14 protein-coding genes are annotated in these 16179 nt (G+C 38.8%); 6 read left to right on the top strand and 8 right to left on the bottom strand.

The window, feature by feature from the left end:
• Nucleotides 1-69: 69 nt before the first annotated feature.
• The 5 genes from A33Q_RS14200 to A33Q_RS14180 form a co-directional block, all read right to left on the bottom strand.
• Nucleotides 70-627 carry a hypothetical protein gene (locus A33Q_RS14200; RefSeq protein ID WP_009033525.1) on the bottom strand — a complete coding sequence of 186 codons (558 nt, stop codon included), beginning with the start codon at nt 625-627 and terminating at the stop codon, nt 70-72.
• Nucleotides 628-1626: a 3-oxoacyl-ACP synthase III family protein gene (locus A33Q_RS14195; RefSeq protein ID WP_009033524.1), complete on the bottom strand. Its 999-nt coding sequence runs from the start codon at nt 1624-1626 to the stop codon at nt 628-630.
• Nucleotides 1627-1725: 99 nt separating this feature from the next.
• On the bottom strand, nt 1726-2625 hold the full coding sequence (locus tag A33Q_RS14190) for an MBL fold metallo-hydrolase (protein WP_009033523.1): 900 nt from the start codon (nt 2623-2625) through the stop codon (nt 1726-1728).
• Complete coding sequence (locus tag A33Q_RS14185) at nt 2625-3323, bottom strand: SOS response-associated peptidase (RefSeq protein WP_009033522.1); 699 nt, start codon at nt 3321-3323, stop codon at nt 2625-2627. Before A33Q_RS14185 ends, A33Q_RS14190 begins: the two co-directional genes overlap by 1 nt.
• A 22-nt stretch (nt 3324-3345) precedes the next feature.
• Nucleotides 3346-4305: a YheT family hydrolase gene (locus A33Q_RS14180; RefSeq protein ID WP_009033521.1), complete on the bottom strand. Its 960-nt coding sequence runs from the start codon at nt 4303-4305 to the stop codon at nt 3346-3348.
• Between the two features lie 125 nt (nt 4306-4430).
• Between A33Q_RS14180 and A33Q_RS14175 the strand changes: the two genes are divergently transcribed.
• The 4 genes from A33Q_RS14175 to A33Q_RS14160 all read left to right on the top strand — a co-directional run bounded on the left by A33Q_RS14175 (nt 4431) and on the right by A33Q_RS14160 (nt 9142).
• The gene (locus A33Q_RS14175) at nt 4431-6119 is read left to right on the top strand and encodes a pyruvate dehydrogenase complex dihydrolipoamide acetyltransferase (RefSeq protein WP_040490471.1); all 1689 of its coding nucleotides are present in this window, start codon (nt 4431-4433) and stop codon (nt 6117-6119) included.
• Between the two features lie 241 nt (nt 6120-6360).
• Nucleotides 6361-6903, top strand: coding sequence for an ATP-dependent protease subunit HslV (gene hslV, locus A33Q_RS14170; protein ID WP_009033519.1), 543 nt, complete (start codon nt 6361-6363; stop codon nt 6901-6903).
• Nucleotides 6904-7126: 223 nt separating this feature from the next.
• The gene (locus A33Q_RS14165; protein ID WP_009033518.1) at nt 7127-7792 is read left to right on the top strand and encodes a TetR family transcriptional regulator C-terminal domain-containing protein; all 666 of its coding nucleotides are present in this window, start codon (nt 7127-7129) and stop codon (nt 7790-7792) included.
• Between the two features lie 24 nt (nt 7793-7816).
• Entirely contained in the window at nt 7817-9142 is a 1326-nt protein-coding gene (locus A33Q_RS14160; protein ID WP_009033517.1) for an ABC1 kinase family protein, read from the top strand.
• 146 nt (nt 9143-9288) lie between these two features.
• Here the strand turns inward: A33Q_RS14160 and A33Q_RS14155 are convergent, their stop codons facing one another.
• Nucleotides 9289-10611, bottom strand: a complete 1323-nt coding sequence (locus A33Q_RS14155) for a ferredoxin reductase family protein (RefSeq protein ID WP_009033516.1) — start codon at nt 10609-10611, stop codon at nt 9289-9291.
• Between the two features lie 91 nt (nt 10612-10702).
• The gene (locus tag A33Q_RS14150; protein WP_407635787.1) at nt 10703-11824 is read right to left on the bottom strand and encodes a PQQ-dependent sugar dehydrogenase; all 1122 of its coding nucleotides are present in this window, start codon (nt 11822-11824) and stop codon (nt 10703-10705) included.
• Between the two features lie 142 nt (nt 11825-11966).
• Between A33Q_RS14150 and A33Q_RS14145 the strand changes: the two genes are divergently transcribed.
• Nucleotides 11967-13892: an ABC-F family ATP-binding cassette domain-containing protein gene (locus A33Q_RS14145; RefSeq protein WP_009033514.1), complete on the top strand. Its 1926-nt coding sequence runs from the start codon at nt 11967-11969 to the stop codon at nt 13890-13892.
• 18 nt (nt 13893-13910) lie between these two features.
• On the top strand, nt 13911-15173 hold the full coding sequence (locus A33Q_RS14140; RefSeq protein WP_009033513.1) for a type IX secretion system plug protein: 1263 nt from the start codon (nt 13911-13913) through the stop codon (nt 15171-15173).
• A 44-nt stretch (nt 15174-15217) separates the two neighbouring features.
• Here the strand turns inward: A33Q_RS14140 and cas6 are convergent, their stop codons facing one another.
• A complete protein-coding gene (cas6, locus tag A33Q_RS14135) occupies nt 15218-16096 on the bottom strand; it encodes a CRISPR-associated endoribonuclease Cas6 (RefSeq protein ID WP_009033512.1) in 879 nt (292 codons plus the stop codon).
• Between the last annotated feature and the right edge of the window lie 83 nt (nt 16097-16179).

Genomic DNA, 16179 nt, shown 5'->3' with positions numbered 1-16179 from the left:
TTTGCATAAGCTTACGAAATCTTCGCATGCCGGTTCTAAATTAGGTTAATTTGTCCAAATTTGAAAAACTTAGTGAGTATAATCCAAGATAGTCTGAATCATAGAATTAATATTGTCAAGGTTATGTTTAAAATTCGTCCTTATTGGTATTTTTTCCCAGAGAACTACATATTCTCTATCCTTTAATTCAAGTATATTGCCTTTGATTGATTGAGAATTCTTAAGGATGAAGGGGTAGTCAAAAGAGGTTTTTCCATTGAAAATCATTTTTAGAGGAAAATATTCATGTTCATCCCAAAATTTGGTAGAAGCAGGGTTTTTACCCAAATACAAGAAAATATATAGTCCTTTGCCCACCCAATGTAAGACACGAATGTTAATTCCATCCCCTCTGTCAAAAAGCCTTACCATATCCAGTACCTGATAAGGCCTCCCTTTGAGGTTGTACCCTTGGAAAATTTTATTTCCTTTTGATCCGGGTATTGATTCTCTTTGTTTTTTTACAGGAAATTCATTGGAAATCTCTTCTAGGAGTTTAATGATAAGTTTTTTTTGATTGTTATATTTTTGAAAAAACGAGTCTGAGTTTTCCCAAAATACAGGATCAAAAAAATCATGAGTTTCCATTTACCAATAGAGTAAGGCTGAAGCCCACGCAAAACCGCTTCCAAATGCGGCCAAGCACAGCAAGTCACCTTCTTTAATTCTTCCCTGCTCCCAAGCTTCACTTAGGGCGATAGGGATTGTGGCTGCAGTTGTATTGCCCAGGTGCATAATATTATTGAAAACCTTTTCGTCTGGAAGGCCAAGTTTTTGTTGGATATAATTGCTTATCCTTAGATTTGCCTGATGTGGTACCAGTAAATCTATTTCAGATTTGTCTTTTTGATTGGCGTCAAGTGCTTCTTTGATAACTTCTGCAAATCTCACAACAGCATGTTTAAAAACAGCATTCCCATTCATTTTCAAGAAAAAATCTCCAGCATCTATCATTTCAGGTGATATCCTGACTTCCCGACTACTTCCTGGATCACTGCAATACAACTCTTCAGCATAATCTCCGTCAGCATGGAGGTGAGTAGAAAGAATTCCTGCATTTTCGGAATCACTTACCCCCAAAACAGCAGCCCCTGCGCCATCTGCAAAAATAACAGCACTTGATCTGCCTTCATCACTTTTATCCAAGGCAGAGGATTGAATCTCAGCACCTACCACAAGGATGTTTTTATACATTCCGGTTTTGATATATTGATCAGCAACTGATAAAGCATAAATGAAACCTGAACATGCATTTCGAATATCCAAGGCGCCTACACCTTGAAGCCCGAGCTCCCGCTGAAGGAGTACACCATTTCCGGGAAGAAAATAATCAGGAGTAATAGTCGCAAAAACAATAAAATCAATGTCCTTAACCTCAAGGCCTGCTCTTTCTATTGCCATCTTGGAGGCTGCGGCAGACATGCTCGTTACGGTGTCTTTTCCTGGAGTAAACCAACGTCTTTCTTGGATACCTGTCCTTTCTACAATCCAGTCATTATTGGTATTCATGATAGTAGATAGGTAGTCATTACTTATAACTCTATCTGGTACATAATGACCTACACCTTTGATTTTGGATCTATTCATTAATTCAGTTATTTGGGTCAGTTGATGATTTAAAGCAGAATACAAATATCCCAATATATCTCGGGATGGCAAAAACCAAATTTTGTCCTGGGTAAACTTCTAAATTCTGCCTGTAGTTTTTAACTTCCAATACCTATACAATCCAGCTACGGACATCCAACTTGGATTAGCATATTCATAGACTTTAATAAGTTCCTCTGTACAACCAAGATTTTTGAGTTCTTGTTGCACGAAATTCATAAAAAGAGGAATTACTTCCTTTTGATCAGTATTATTTTCAAAATAGGGTTTGATCCAATCCGCCCAACTTTCCAAGGTGTTTTTAAGCTGATCAAGATGGGAATGGATATCGGTTATTTTTCCGAAATGAGTTAAGTAAATATCTTTCGGATTTTCTTTTTGCAAGAGTAGTATGGACTTTTTCCAATGATCAAGATTAATATCAGGTGGAGGACATGGTGGAACCACTGGCCCAGATTCAATTTTGACTCCTGCAACATCCCCGGCAAATATTGAATTCTTGATTTTCCAGGCAATATGGTGAACGGCATGGCCGGGACTATGAAGGGATGTGATTTCTGTATCTCCGATTGTTAATACTTCTTTATGTTTGACTTCCCTCAATTGGTCAGAAGGAATTCCCTCCATTTTGCCCCAGAGCTTCTCCATTTGGTCCCCGTAAATTTGCGCAGCGGAATTCCAAAGCTTATCAGGTTGGTTCAAGTGTTTGGCCCCAGCAGGATGCACATAAATATGTGCTCCCATTTTTGCCAACTTCCAAGCGGCGCCCGCATGGTCAAAGTGAATGTGAGTTAAGAATACATGTTTGATGTCCTTCAGTTCAAACCCCGACTTTCTAACTCCAAGTTCAAGCTGTTTAAATGTGCTTTCAGGGCCGGTTTCTATCAATATTGGGCCTTCACTTGTTTTGATCATGAAGCTGGCAATGGCTTCCTTGGTTTCCAAAAAATGCAAATCAATGATTTCAAGATTATTCATTATCCAAAGAGGGTATAGTTTCCGAATTGATCCATTGGGGATGTTTTCTTGATAAGGCTAGGATTATCATTACTGACTTGATTGACTTGCTGGGACACTGTATAACTCTGCATTTTCTCAGCTGTATAGGTTCCAAGCATACTCAGTAATTCCTCATCCTTGGAATATTTATCCAGCCATTTTTTTTCATCAGATTTTTTCAAAATTACAGGCATACGGTCATGAATTTCCTGTACTATACTGTTTGGCTCAGTGGTCAGGATCAAAAAAGTATGCTTGGTTTCACCTTTTTCATTTTCATACTCTTCCCAGATTCCTGCAAATGAAAAGGGCTCTCCATCTCCTATCGTAAATCTATATGGTATTTTGGTTTTTTTACCTACTCTTTTCCATTCGAAAAAGCCGTCTGCGGGGACTAGGCATCTTCTGGTTTTAAAAGAATTTTTGAATGAAGCTTTTTGATGAACTGTTTCTGCTTTAGCGTTTATGAATTTTTGGGATACCGGTTTGTTTTTGGCAAAATCCGGGGTGATTCCCCAATAAAAGAATGAAAAGCCTTTTGGGCTATCAGAGGTTATGACAGGTACCAGCTGGGTGGGAGCAATGTTGTATCTCGGTTGAAAATCTCCGAGCATTTCTGCTTGAAATCTCTCCTCCAGTTCTAATTTACTTTTGCTGAGTGAATATCTTCCGCACATGGATTCAATGGTTTCTTGAAAATTACTGATCTCTTGTGATAAATTCAAATGCCCTATGCTCAGACCAGTAGATATCTTCTTTTTTTCTTGGACTGAAACCTACGTGTCCTCCATATTTAGGGAATTCCATCCAAACATTTTCAAGCCGCCTTCCAATGCTTACAGGAAAGCATTTTTCACTGAGGAATGGATCATTTTGTGCATTTAATATCAGGCAGGGAACCTCAATTCCATCCAAAAAGTAAAGAGAAGAGTTTTTTTCATAGTAATCATGGGCATTTTCGAATCCATGCAATGGACCAGTGAAATGATCATCAAAATCCTGAAGGGTTTTGATTTTCCTTAAAATTCCTACCGGGATGTCATTCGGGAATATTTTTGCTTTCTGAACCACTTTTTCTTTTAAAGTTCTTAGAAAACGTTTGGCATAAATAATGTTTTCTCCGGTTGATATTTTCACAGATGAAGATTCTAGGTGAAGCGGAGCACTTACAGCAACTCCTTTTTTGATTTTTTCAGTGCGGCTTCTTGATTCACCTAAATACTTTAAAGTGAGGTTTCCTCCCAGACTGAAGCCAATCAGATATATTTCCTTGTAGGAAGCTTCTGCATGATTGATGACAAAGTCAAGATCATAAGTTGCTCCAGAGTGATAAAAGATGGGTTTCCTGTTCAATTCCTCACCACAGCCCCGGTAATTCCAATTGAGTACATCATAGCCATTTGAGAAAAATTGCCTTGCCATTCCTGTCATATAAGGTCTTCTACTATTACCCTCCAATCCATGACTAATGATGACTAATTTGGAGGACTGATTTCGGAGCCAGTCTAAGTCAAGGAAATCACCATCCGGGGTATTAACTCTTTCTCTATCAAAAGGTAAGCGGAAGGCTTGTCTGAAAACACTTGGTATAATAGTCTGCAAATGGCCATTAAATTGCCATTTGGGATGATCATATTCAATCTTTTTTACAATAGGCATTTACAAACAAAATGAGGAATGAGGCTGTTTTCAATCCTGAAAATACTACTATTAAATTTGAATGTAGACTTTTTAAGAACTATTTTTGGACTGCTTTAAATTTTAGAATAGGATATAAATAGCATATGGCCGAAATAATACGAATGCCCAAAATGAGTGACACCATGGAAGAAGGTGTTATTGCAGCGTGGTTGAAAAAAGTAGGAGATTCCGTAAAACCCGGAGATATTTTAGCAGAAGTAGAAACTGACAAAGCAACCATGGAGCTTGAATCTTATGAAGAGGGTACATTGCTTCATATAGGTGTAGAAGAAAAGGATGCTGTACCAGTCAATGGAGTCATTGCGATCATCGGAGAAGAAGGAGAAGATATAGAATCTTTGCTCAAAGAAATTGAAAGCGGTGATTCATCTGATTCCAAATCAGAGAAAAAAGGAGAATCCACCGAAGAGAAGGAAGAAAGTAAAGATTCTGAAAAATCAGAAACCAATAAGGAATCTGCTCCAAAAGAAGAAATAGATACATCTGATATCAATGCCACAGTGATCACTATGCCCAAAATGAGTGATACCATGACTGAGGGTACTATTGCCTCCTGGTTGAAGAAAGTAGGCGATGATATCAAATCCGGAGATATAATAGCTGAAGTGGAAACTGATAAAGCTACTATGGAACTGGAATCTTATGAAGACGGTACTTTATTATACATAGGTGTTGAAGCTGGGGATTCTGTCGAAATTGATGGTGTGATAGCCATTATTGGTGAAAAAGGGGCTGATTATGAAACTCTTCTTAAAGCTCACAAGGCTAAGTCTGAGTCTGCCGAAGCCCCTGCTGAGGAGAATAAAAAAGAAGAAAAGAAAGACGAGAAAAAATCTGAAGCACCAAAAGCTGAAGTAAGCAAACCTTCATCTTCAGGTTCTTCTTCGTCAACCACTGATGGCGGAAGACTGAAAGCTTCTCCTCTTGCCAAAAAAATGGCTTCTGAAAAAGGAATTGATATTGCCTTGGTAAAAGGTTCAGGTGAAAATGGTAGAATTGTAAAGCGGGATATTGAAAACTTTGATCCAGCTTCTGTTCAACAGCCAGCTCAAGCTGCAGAAGGAGTTGGTTCAGCTCCAGCAGTCGGACAGGAATCTTACAAAGAAGAGAAGGTTTCCCAAATGAGGAAAGTGATAGCCAAGAGGCTTGCTGAAAGCAAGTTTACTGCGCCGCATTTTTATCTGACCATGGAAATAAACATGGATAAAGCTATCGAAGCCAGAAAAAGTATGAATGAGGTTTCACCTGTCAAGATTTCATTCAATGATATGGTGATCAAAGCTGCTGCTGCCGCCCTCCGTCAGCATCCTAAAGTCAATTCCTCTTGGCTAGGAGACAAGATCAGGTACAATGACCATATCCATATCGGAATGGCTGTGGCTGTGGAAGAAGGATTGTTGGTGCCAGTTATTAGGTTTGCCGATTCCAAATCTCTGTCTCAGATTTCCAATGAAGCAAAAAGTCTAGGTGGAAAAGCTAAGAATAAAGAACTTCAGCCCAAAGATTGGGAAGGTAATACCTTCACTATTTCGAATCTTGGGATGTTTGGTATAGAAGAATTCACAGCTATCATTAATCCACCAGATGCCTGTATCCTTGCAGTGGGTGGAATCAAAGAAACTGTAATTGTCAAAAATGGACAAATGCAGGTAGGAAATGTGATGAAAGTGACATTGTCCTGTGACCATAGGGTAGTGGATGGAGCTGTAGGCTCTGCGTTCCTACTGACATTGAAAGGTCTATTGGAAGATCCAGTACGCATTCTGATCTAAACTGTAATTTGTAATATGCCAAAAAGTCCTGATTTGTCAGGACTTTTTGTTTTTGTATAGTTATTGAACGTTATAATCTTGAAATATGCTTTGCCTAATATTGGGTTAATGGATATCGGTTGACATTGGGATTTTGGATTTTTATCCAACCTATTTCCGTAATACTTTGCTAACCAAATTTCCAAACTTTAAAGAGAGCTAATTGTCTCTTGTCTCACATCTAATGTCTAAAGTCTAAAAAATGGAAAAAATAAAATCAACTACCGTAGTAGCCATCAAACACAATGGAGAAGTAGTTATAGGTGCTGATGGGCAGGCTACTCTGGGGAATACAGTGGCCAAAAGTTCAGTCAATAAAATCAGAAAACTGCAAAATGGTAAGATTGTAACCGGCTTTGCTGGTTCCACAGCAGATGCTTTCACTTTACTTGAAAAGTTTGAAGAGAAACTAGGTGCATACGGAAACAATATGAAAAGGGCAGCGGTAGAGCTGGCCAAAGAATGGAGAACGGATAGGATGCTGAGCAAGCTAGAAGCCATGATGATCGTAGCGGACTCTGAGGATATTCTGATTATTTCAGGGACAGGTGATGTAATTGAACCTGATTTGGGTATCGCAACCATCGGTTCAGGAAGTATGTATGCCCAATCTGCCGCCAGAGCACTGAAAAAATTTGCCACCCACCTGTCTGCCGAAGAAATGGTAAGAGAAAGCCTTGGCATAGCTGCAGACGTTTGTATCTACACCAATCATAACTTGGTTATCGAGAAAGTGGTAAATTAAATTGTCTTTAAATTATTTGAAAAGGCTTTTTATATAGGTAGAGAGCCTTTTTTTATAATCTCAGAATTGAATCCTTTTTCAAAAAGGAACGTAATTCTTCATTTTTGTAATTTATTGGTTTGGATTTTTGTTTTCCCATTCAATTAAGGATTCGTGATTATTTCACTTTTATCAAAACCCTTACAATCCTTATGGTGTTATGCAAGTAGAATAATTGTGTAACATGGAAAAATCAACAGCAAAAAAATCTCCCAAAGTCGATAATAGATCAAAAATTATTAGTGCATACATTGAATATGTTTTGGAACATGGGCAAGAACCTGCTTCAGTATTCAAATTTGCGAAGGAATTAAAAATGAAGGAAGAAGAATTCTATTCTTATTTCACTTCATTTGAAAGTATCAAATCGGCGGTATGGTCAAAGCTTTTTGATGACACTATTAATAGCTTGGAATCACAGGAAGTTTTTAGAGAGTATTCAGCAAGAGAGAAGTTATTGGGTTTTCTATTTACCTGGGTGGAGGAACTCAAAAAGAACCGTTCCTATCTATTGGTACAGTATGAGAAAAGCAAAGCTTTGAAAAATCTACTTCCTACAGAGGTTAAAGTTTTCAAAGATAAGTTCAAGGACTTTGCTAACGAGATTATTTTAGAAGGAAAAGAGACAGAAGAAATAGCCAGCAGACCTATCATATCAGATAGATATGATGAAGCTCTTTGGTTGCAAGTCTGGTTTGTGTTTCAGTTTTGGCTGAAAGATACTTCGCAGGCTTTCGAAAAAACCGATGCTGCTATCGAAAAATCAGTGAATCTTGCATTTGATCTGATGGGCAAAAGTGCACTGGATACATTCATTGATTTTGCGAAGTTTTTATATCAAAATAAATAAGGAGAAACTGTGAAGGAGAATAATATGAAAGAGCAGCAAAGCATTCCTGTGTCCAAAGTGCAAAGGGCAGCTAAATTTATAAGCACAGGAGCAAAAGTAGGCGGTAACTATGTGAAGCACTACGCCAAAAAAGTGGTAAATCCTTCTATGACAAAAGAAGAGTTGCACAACAACAATGCTGAAGATATTTACAACTCTTTGAGTCAATTGAAAGGCTCTGCACTGAAAGTTGCCCAGATGATGTCCATGGATAAGAATATTTTACCGAGGGCCTATCAGGATAAATTTACAATGGCTCAATACAGTGCTCCGCCTCTATCATATCCTTTAGTCGTCAAGACATTTCAAAAGTATTTCGGTAAATCGCCAGAACTACTGTATGATACTTTTACCAAATCAGCAGTCAATGCTGCCTCTATAGGCCAAGTTCATCAAGCAACTAAGGATGGTAAAAAGTTGGCAGTTAAGATTCAATATCCTGGAGTGGCTGATTCTGTCAGCTCTGATCTGAAACTTGTAAGACCATTCGCATTACGCTTGCTAAATATGAATGAGCGCGAATTGGATCATTACATGGAAGAAGTGGAAGGCAAATTATTGGAAGAGACAGACTATATCCTTGAAGTACAAAGATCCAAGGAGATTTCTGAAGCATGTAGTCATATTGCCCACCTCAACTTCCCAAGCTACTATCAAGATATGAGTGATGCCAGAATTATTACCATGGATTGGTTGGATGGAATGCACATCAAAGAATGGTTGGAAACTAACCCAAGTCAAGAGGATAAAAACCGTATAGGACAGGCAATGTGGGATTTTTATCACCACCAGGTCCACAACTTGAAGCAAGTTCATGCAGATCCACATCCGGGAAATTTTATCATTCAAAATGATGGTAAACTTGGTATTATTGATTTTGGCTGTGTGAAGGTGATTCCAGAGGATTTCTACCATGGTTATTTCTCATTGATCAAAAAAGACCTTTTGATCAATGAAGATGAATTGAATGAGATTTTCTATAACCTGGAATTTATCAGTGATAAGGATACGGATGTAGAGAAAGTGTACTTCAAAAATATTTTCAAAGAGATGATTTCCTTATTGGGCAAACCTTTTCACGTGGACTCTTTTGATTTTTCTAATGATGATTATTTCGAACAGATATTTAAACTTGGAGATAGAATTTCCAATGACAAAATGTTTAAAAAATCCAGACAGGCTAGGGGTTCAAGGCATGGTCTGTACATTAACCGGACTTATTTTGGGATTTACAATTTGCTCAACCAGCTTCAGGCAAATGTCAAAACGACCAAGCCGGAATGGCTGGAATCCAATGCTCAGGCTGTTTGAAAGCACTGGTAAAACCTCCGATCAGGAGGTTTTTTTTATATCAACCTTAAAGCAAAAATGATTGCAATTACCAAAAGTATTAAGCCTGATAGGTCGGCTATCCGCTTAATGGTTCTATAGAGTATTTTTAGATGTTTTTCCATGTCTTATACGAAGTCAAACCTTTCTGCATAAATATTTCTCCAATCCACACCTTGTTTTCTGAAAGTGAGTTCGGCCTTGTCCATCATCTGTCCAGGGCCACAGATGTAATAGTCAAATTCATTGAGATCTTCCGGAAGGTATTTTGTGACCAACTTTTCATCTATGAGACCTTTTTCTCCATCCCAATCCTTGTCAGGCTTTTCCAGAACATGGATCAGCTTAAGGTTGATTTGGTTTTTCAGCCTGTCCAATTCTTCTCTGAAAGGAATTTTTTTCCAGCTTTCATTTCCATAAATGAGTATGCATTTTCTCTGGTCTTTCCTATCTGCCAGAGTTTTGAGAAAGGAGATGCCGGGAGTGACCCCAATTCCCCCCATGACCAAAAAACATGGCTTCTCTTTGAGTGTAAAGGAACCAAAAGGACCTTCCAAAAATGCAGTCTGTCCAGGTTGCAGGTATTTCCAGGTGTTGGTGAAGTCCCCGATTCTTTTGGCGGTAATTTCCAGAATGCTATTTTCTGCACTTGAAGAAAAAGAGAAGGGATGCTGCTGAAGTGAAAATGGAGTATGGGAAATGGTAATCCAAGTGAATTGTCCTGGCAGGAAACGGAAAGGTTCTGCGCTTTTCTTTTCAAGTCTTAAGGTATAGCAGTCATCCTTTCGAGGTAGTATCTCCTTGATGATAAAGGGATCTTTTTTGGCCATGTATGGTCTTACCATACGGGCGTGAACCAATAAGTAAACCAATGAACCAAAGAAAAGAATAAAGAAAGCAATCTTATAGAACTCATTGAGGTAATGGCCTACCTGAATGCTGTGGACAATGCCTATGAATACCAAAGAGAATCCCAAAACACCGTGGATGAGTCTCCACCATTCGTAATTAAGTCCAGTGCTGACCCTCCAAAGGCTGGTGGAGAGCAGGGCAATCATGCCAAAAGTAGCAAAGAACAAGGCAGCAGCTCGTGGAAGATTTTCCCTAGGGTCATAAAATGAAATGTATTCCCAGTCAGACACCAATAAGAGGATTGGATGACTTAAAACGAAAATTATGGCGACAATCCCTATTTCTTTATGAAACTGTACAATATTGTCCACTCCAAAGGATGGAGCCACTTGCTTGATCCTTCCGGAAAATAAAAACTGTATTCCGAATAAACCCAAGCCGATAAAGCCCAAAACCACACCCAACTCCTCAAGGAGGGTTCGTTTTGTTGGGATATCTCCAGAGTAGGCTACCAAAAGTGGGAGCAGGCTCAAAGCAAGAAAAATAAAAAGCCAAATCAGCCCCTTGCCAGCGCTGTATCGTTTAGTTTTAGTTGACATACAAAAGTGGAACTATATTCATCCGGAAATTTGGATGTTTTTGATTAAGAAGGTGATAAAAATTGTCTTTTTTAGGTAGTTGGTCAATGTTTTAAGACCCTTTATAGGAGATTTTATAAATACAATTGGCCATATCATCAGACACCAAAAGGCTTCCATCCGGCAGCTGCATGACATCTACGGGTCTGCCCCATACCTCCTGACTGTCATGGTCCAGCCAGCCTTCTGCAAAGACTTCTTCTTTGCCCGGAGTTTGGTTGTCATCGAGTATTACTCGGGTTACCTGATAGCCTATTTTTTTACTTCGATTCCAGGAGCCATGCTTTGCGATGAAAATATTGTTTCTGTATTCATTGGGAAATTGATCAGCTGTGTAAAACCTCATGCCGAGAGGAGCTACGTGTGGCCCTAGTTTTTTGGCAGGAGCAACATAGGCCGACTTGTCCTTTCCTTTGTCTCCAAATTCCGGATCCTTCACATCTCCTGCATGCCAAAATGGATAACCAAAGTGAAGGCCTTTTTGAGGGGCGTGGTTGAGTTCACAATCCGGAATGTCATCACCCATCATGTCCCTGCCATTGTCGGTAAACCAAAGCTCTTTGGTTTGGGGATGCCAGGAGAAGCCTACGGTATTCCGCACTCCATGGGCAAAAATCTCCGGTTGAATATTGGTAGCATTCACATCGATTCTGGTGATGCTCGCAAATATCTCCCCATCCGATTTACAGATGTTGCATGGTGCACCTACTGGTACATATAACATGCCATCTGGTCCAAAAGCAATAAATTTCCAGCCATGATGAGCTTTATCGGGATATTGGTCATAAACCACCTCGTAGCTGGGATTTTCAAGGTTACTTTCTATGTTTTTAAACCTAAGGATTCTACTAACTTCAGCGACATATAGATCTCCGTTTTTGAAGGCAACGCCATTTGGCATTCTCAATCCGGAAGCGAGTGTATATTTTTTATCAGCTTTTCCGTCTCCATTTGTGTCTTTCAGTGCGTACACATTTTTTCCCTGCCTATTGCCTACAAAAATAACCGAGCCATCCGCATTCATAGCTAAAGACCGGGCATCAGGTACGTCATCAGCCCAGACGGAGATTTCAAATCCTTGAGGAAGTTTTATAGTTTCCAGTTGTATATAGGATTCATTGTTTTGGGCAGTACAAGAAAAGTAGATCAAGGTGCTTGCGATTAAGGATAACATTTTTTTCATCTGGACTTTCTTTAATGAGAATTTCAGTTGCTGACAGGCTCTCTAAGTTATCTAAAAATTCAAAGAGAGACACTTTCCATGTAATATTTCCTGTCAAATCATTTATAAAAGGAAGAATACGTATTTTTGCAGGATGTTATCAATCAATAATCTATCATATTATATAGGCGGAAGAGCCTTGTATGAAAATACCTCCCTGCATATCAAGCCAAAGGACAAAATTGGTCTTGTAGGTTTGAATGGGACCGGAAAGTCCACACTACTGAAAATTATAGATGGAGAATATCAACCTAGTTCTGGGGAGATACAAAAAGCTAAAGATTGCACTATCGGTTTTTTGAACCAGGATTTGCTTTCTTATCAATCTGAGGATTCCATACTTGAGGTTGCTTTGGAAGCTTTTAAAGAAACGCTGGCATTGCAGAATGAGATAGATCAGGTGCTGAAGCAAATGGAAACGGATTATTCCGAAAAAGTTATAGACAGGCTTGCTAAGCTTCAGGATAGATTTGAGGCAAATGAGGGATATACCATCAAAGCCAAAGCAGAGGAAATTTTGGAGGGAATAGGTTTCAAAACAGCAGACCTGACGAGGCCTCTAAAGACTTTTTCCGGTGGATGGAGAATGAGAGTAATGTTGGCCAAATTGCTTTTGGAAAAACCATCACTCTTGATGCTGGATGAACCCACCAACCACTTGGATCTTCCTTCCATACAGTGGGTTGAGAATTACCTTAAAACGTATGAAGGGGCTGTAATTGTCGTATCCCATGATCAGGAATTTTTGGACAATTGCATCGATGTTACTGTTGAAGTTTCAAATGGGACATTGACATCCTATGCCGGAAACTATTCCTTTTATAGATCAGAGAAAAAAGAGCGGATGGAAATCCAGCAAAATGCCTATGAAAATCAGCAGCAAATGATCAAACAAACCGAAAGGTTTATTGAGCGTTTCAGAGCAAAGGCATCCAAATCCAACCAGGTACAATCAAGGGTAAAAGCTTTGGAACGTTTGGATAAAGTGAATGAAGTAGTTGACGACAATGTCTCAGTGAACTTCAAGTTTAAATTTTCCCAAAAATCCGGGAGAGATGTAGTTGTGCTTGATCATGTTTCCAAAGCTTATGGTGACCTGACCATTCTTTCTAATACCACAGCCAGGATTGAACGGGGAGATAAAATAGCCCTGATAGGTGCCAACGGTAAGGGGAAGTCAACACTTTTAAGAGTTATAGACGGATCCGAACGGGTCAATGGCAGGGTAACTGAAGGTCATAATGTGATCAAGTCATTTTATGCACAGCATCAGCTGGAAGCCTTGAATATTGACAATGAGATTCTTCAGGAAATGAATCAGGCTGGTTCTGGAAAAACAGAGACAGAGCTTAGGAATGTATTGGGATGCTTTTTATTTACCAATGAAGATGTTTTTAAAAAAATAAAGGTGCTCTCGGGCGGTGAAAAGTCACGTGTTGCTTTAGCAAAAACTCTTATTTCGGAGGCTAACTTCCTGCTTTTGGATGAGCCCACCAACCACTTGGATATGCAATCCGTGAATATTCTTATTCAAGCCTTGGAGCAATATGAAGGTACGTTTATCACAGTTTCCCACGATAGACATTTCATTAGAGGAGTTGCCAATAAGATTTGGTATATTGAAAATCAGCAGATTAAGGAATACCCAGGAACCTATGATGAGTATGTTTATTGGAAATCCTTGCAATCCTCTCAGCCCAAAGAAGGTGAAAAACATTCTAAAAAGGATAAAAAGGAAGAAAAAAGAAGGTATTCCAATACTGAAATAGACGATGCTAGAAGGGATTTGAAGAAAAAGGAAAAGGAACTGGCGACGCTTGAGGAGAATATTCTTGAATTAGAAGAAAGAAAATCCCGATTTGAAAAAGAAATGGCTGATCCTGACGTTTTTTCAGATAGTGCTAAGCTCGAAAGCATTAATATTGAATATGCTGGAGTCAAAAATGAAATTGAAAACCTTAATGATATGTGGGAGCTTTTGGTTGAAGAGATAAGTACGCTTCAAGAAACAGTTTCCTGAAAATTCCAATTTATACTTATGAAGTTATTCTTTTCCATCCTTATGATGTTTTTTTCCATGCTTTGTTTGGCACAGGAAGCCTTTTATGATAGAATTTATGAAGAAAATATACAATCTGTAAGGCTCTTTCCGAGAGGGGGGGACTTTGCTTCCCAGATGAATTCACCGGTAATCGAGCTTAATAGCGGAGTTCCTCTCAATCTCACTTTTGATGATCTGGCTTATGACCCAGATATGTATTCTGCCAAAATCATCCATTGCAATTTTGATTGGACGGCTTCAGACCTCAAAGAAAATGAATATCTCAATCAATACAATGAGTTTAATGTGCTGGACTATGATTATTCAATAGATACCAGGATTCCTTACATTCACTACAACTTTGTTTTGCCCCCTGTAACAAAAACAGGAAACTACGTGGTGAAAATATATAGGGGAAGAGATCAAAACCAACCTATAATTACCAAAAGGTTTATGGTTTACCAAAAAGCAGTAACACTTGCAAGCAGAGTTGTGCCGCCAAGCCAGTCTGAGGACAGGAGAAAGGTGCAGCAACTTAATGTGAATATCAATTACAAAGGAAGGGAGTTGTTTGACCCAAAAAATAACATGCGTGTTCTCATCAGACAAAATCAAAGATGGGATAACGTGAAAGTCCTGGGTAATCCAACAATGCTGCGGGAGGATACAAAAATGATAGAATACAATCTTTTTGACGGCAGCAATACATTCATGGGAGGAAATGAGTTCAGGTTCTTGGATTTGAGATTTGTCAGGGCCCGTGGAATGAATGTAAAATCTGTCAAAATGGAGGATGATGTGGTTTATGCAGAAGCAGGGTTGGATAAGCCTAGACCAAATGGTGTCTATTCTGAATACTTGGATATGAATGGGCAGTATGCAGTAATGAACTTAGAACGCCAGAACCATGAAAGGGAAAGTGAATATATTGTTACGACATTTTACTTAAGTGCTGAGGGGATTACAGAAACCCCATACCTTATCGGATCGCTCACTCATTGGGGGTTTAGTCCTGATTCAGAGATGAAGTTAAATCCAAATACCAATACTTATGAGGCCACTTTGATTTTGAAACAGGGCTGGTATGACTATCAGTATGCTTACAAAAGCAAAGAAGGTTGGAATATAACTCCGATTGAGGGGAGCTTTTTTGAAACTGAAAATGAATATGAAGTTTTCGTTTATTATAGAGATATGGGTTCCAGGTATGATGAGATCATCAGTTATTTCAACCTCAACCCGAATAAGCGAAGGTTATAATAATAAATGAAAAAACCCGATCAATGTTGATCGGGTTTTTTTGATTAGTTTCCGTCTTGATTTTCTTCAGTTTCTGAAGGTGGGGTTTTTCCTCGGTCTTGTTGAGACTTGTAAGGAATAAAACCTTCTCTTTTGAACTTGTAGGGCTCTGTTCTCTGACTTGGGGCATGGTTTGCAAGGTCTAGCATACCGAAACCTTTATGTGTAAAGGCACCCAATCCACATTTGAAAACAAAATCCTGAACTTCTGGAGCTGCATAGAGGGTGAAAGGAAGTGTGTATCCACGAACTTCATATTTCACATCCATGTCATAGACAGAATAAATTCTTGCAAATTTCTTTTGCTGTTCTCTTAGCTTATTCACGTAATTCATGTCAGGTACTGCCTGAAACTTGTAGAAGGACTCCATTTGCTCTTGAGAATACCATCCTGATCTTTCCATTCTTGTCAGGGTTGATTCATACAACAGGTCAGAAAATTCGTCTGTATCCGGGTTGATGAATCTTTTGCCTGACTCGTCATTGAAAGACGGAGTGAGAAGCACAAGTGGAGAAATACAAACAAATTTGTTTGAAGCTTCCAATGTTGGTTCAAACTCCTGTTCAGTGTACTCAGGAGAAATGATGAGGTTTCCTAACTCAATTTTTGGGGTTTCAAAAACTTGTTCCAGCAAATAGTCGATAAATTCTTCATTGGGTGATGAAAGCACTAATGTGACTAAACTGGAATAGTAATGAAGTCCACTTCTACTTACTTTGGTCTGACCTTTGAGCCCAGAGAAGTTGAAGTAATTGTAGTTGAAAAACTCCTCTCGTCCACCTTTTACAATTAACCCCTTGAGGAATTGCGCCAAGATGTACTGATGGTGAAATGGTAAATAAGCACCTTTGTTTTTTAAGGAAAATATCAATCTTACTCTCACGGTATTAAAAATAAAATTTTAAACAATTATTAAACTTAACTTACTAACGGTTTACTTTATATATGGTTTCCAGCAAAAGTACA

Source organism: Indibacter alkaliphilus LW1 (genome assembly GCF_000295935.2).
GTDB lineage: Bacteria > Bacteroidota > Bacteroidia > Cytophagales > Cyclobacteriaceae > Indibacter > Indibacter alkaliphilus.
Note: the sequence above shows the minus strand (reverse complement) of the source record. Positions and strands in the feature narration are given on the sequence as shown.

What these genes read in the sequence shown, in the direction of transcription:
- A33Q_RS14185 (WP_009033522.1), bottom strand. Translation starts at nt 3,323, where the DNA reads ATGTGCGGAAGATATTCACTCAGCAAAAGTAAATTAGAACTGGAGGAG.
- A33Q_RS14165 (WP_009033518.1), top strand. Translation starts at nt 7,127, where the DNA reads ATGGAAAAATCAACAGCAAAAAAATCTCCCAAAGTCGATAATAGATCA.
- A33Q_RS14155 (WP_009033516.1), bottom strand. Translation starts at nt 10,611, where the DNA reads ATGTCAACTAAAACTAAACGATACAGCGCTGGCAAGGGGCTGATTTGG.
- A33Q_RS14180 (WP_009033521.1), bottom strand. Translation starts at nt 4,305, where the DNA reads ATGCCTATTGTAAAAAAGATTGAATATGATCATCCCAAATGGCAATTT.
- A33Q_RS14140 (WP_009033513.1), top strand. Translation starts at nt 13,911, where the DNA reads ATGAAGTTATTCTTTTCCATCCTTATGATGTTTTTTTCCATGCTTTGT.
- A33Q_RS14200 (WP_009033525.1), bottom strand. Translation starts at nt 627, where the DNA reads ATGGAAACTCATGATTTTTTTGATCCTGTATTTTGGGAAAACTCAGAC.
- A33Q_RS14175 (WP_040490471.1), top strand. Translation starts at nt 4,431, where the DNA reads ATGGCCGAAATAATACGAATGCCCAAAATGAGTGACACCATGGAAGAA.
- A33Q_RS14160 (WP_009033517.1), top strand. Translation starts at nt 7,817, where the DNA reads ATGAAAGAGCAGCAAAGCATTCCTGTGTCCAAAGTGCAAAGGGCAGCT.
- A33Q_RS14190 (WP_009033523.1), bottom strand. Translation starts at nt 2,625, where the DNA reads ATGAATAATCTTGAAATCATTGATTTGCATTTTTTGGAAACCAAGGAA.
- A33Q_RS14195 (WP_009033524.1), bottom strand. Translation starts at nt 1,626, where the DNA reads ATGAATAGATCCAAAATCAAAGGTGTAGGTCATTATGTACCAGATAGA.
- A33Q_RS14145 (WP_009033514.1), top strand. Translation starts at nt 11,967, where the DNA reads ATGTTATCAATCAATAATCTATCATATTATATAGGCGGAAGAGCCTTG.
- hslV (WP_009033519.1), top strand. Translation starts at nt 6,361, where the DNA reads ATGGAAAAAATAAAATCAACTACCGTAGTAGCCATCAAACACAATGGA.
- A33Q_RS14150 (WP_407635787.1), bottom strand. Translation starts at nt 11,824, where the DNA reads ATGTTATCCTTAATCGCAAGCACCTTGATCTACTTTTCTTGTACTGCC.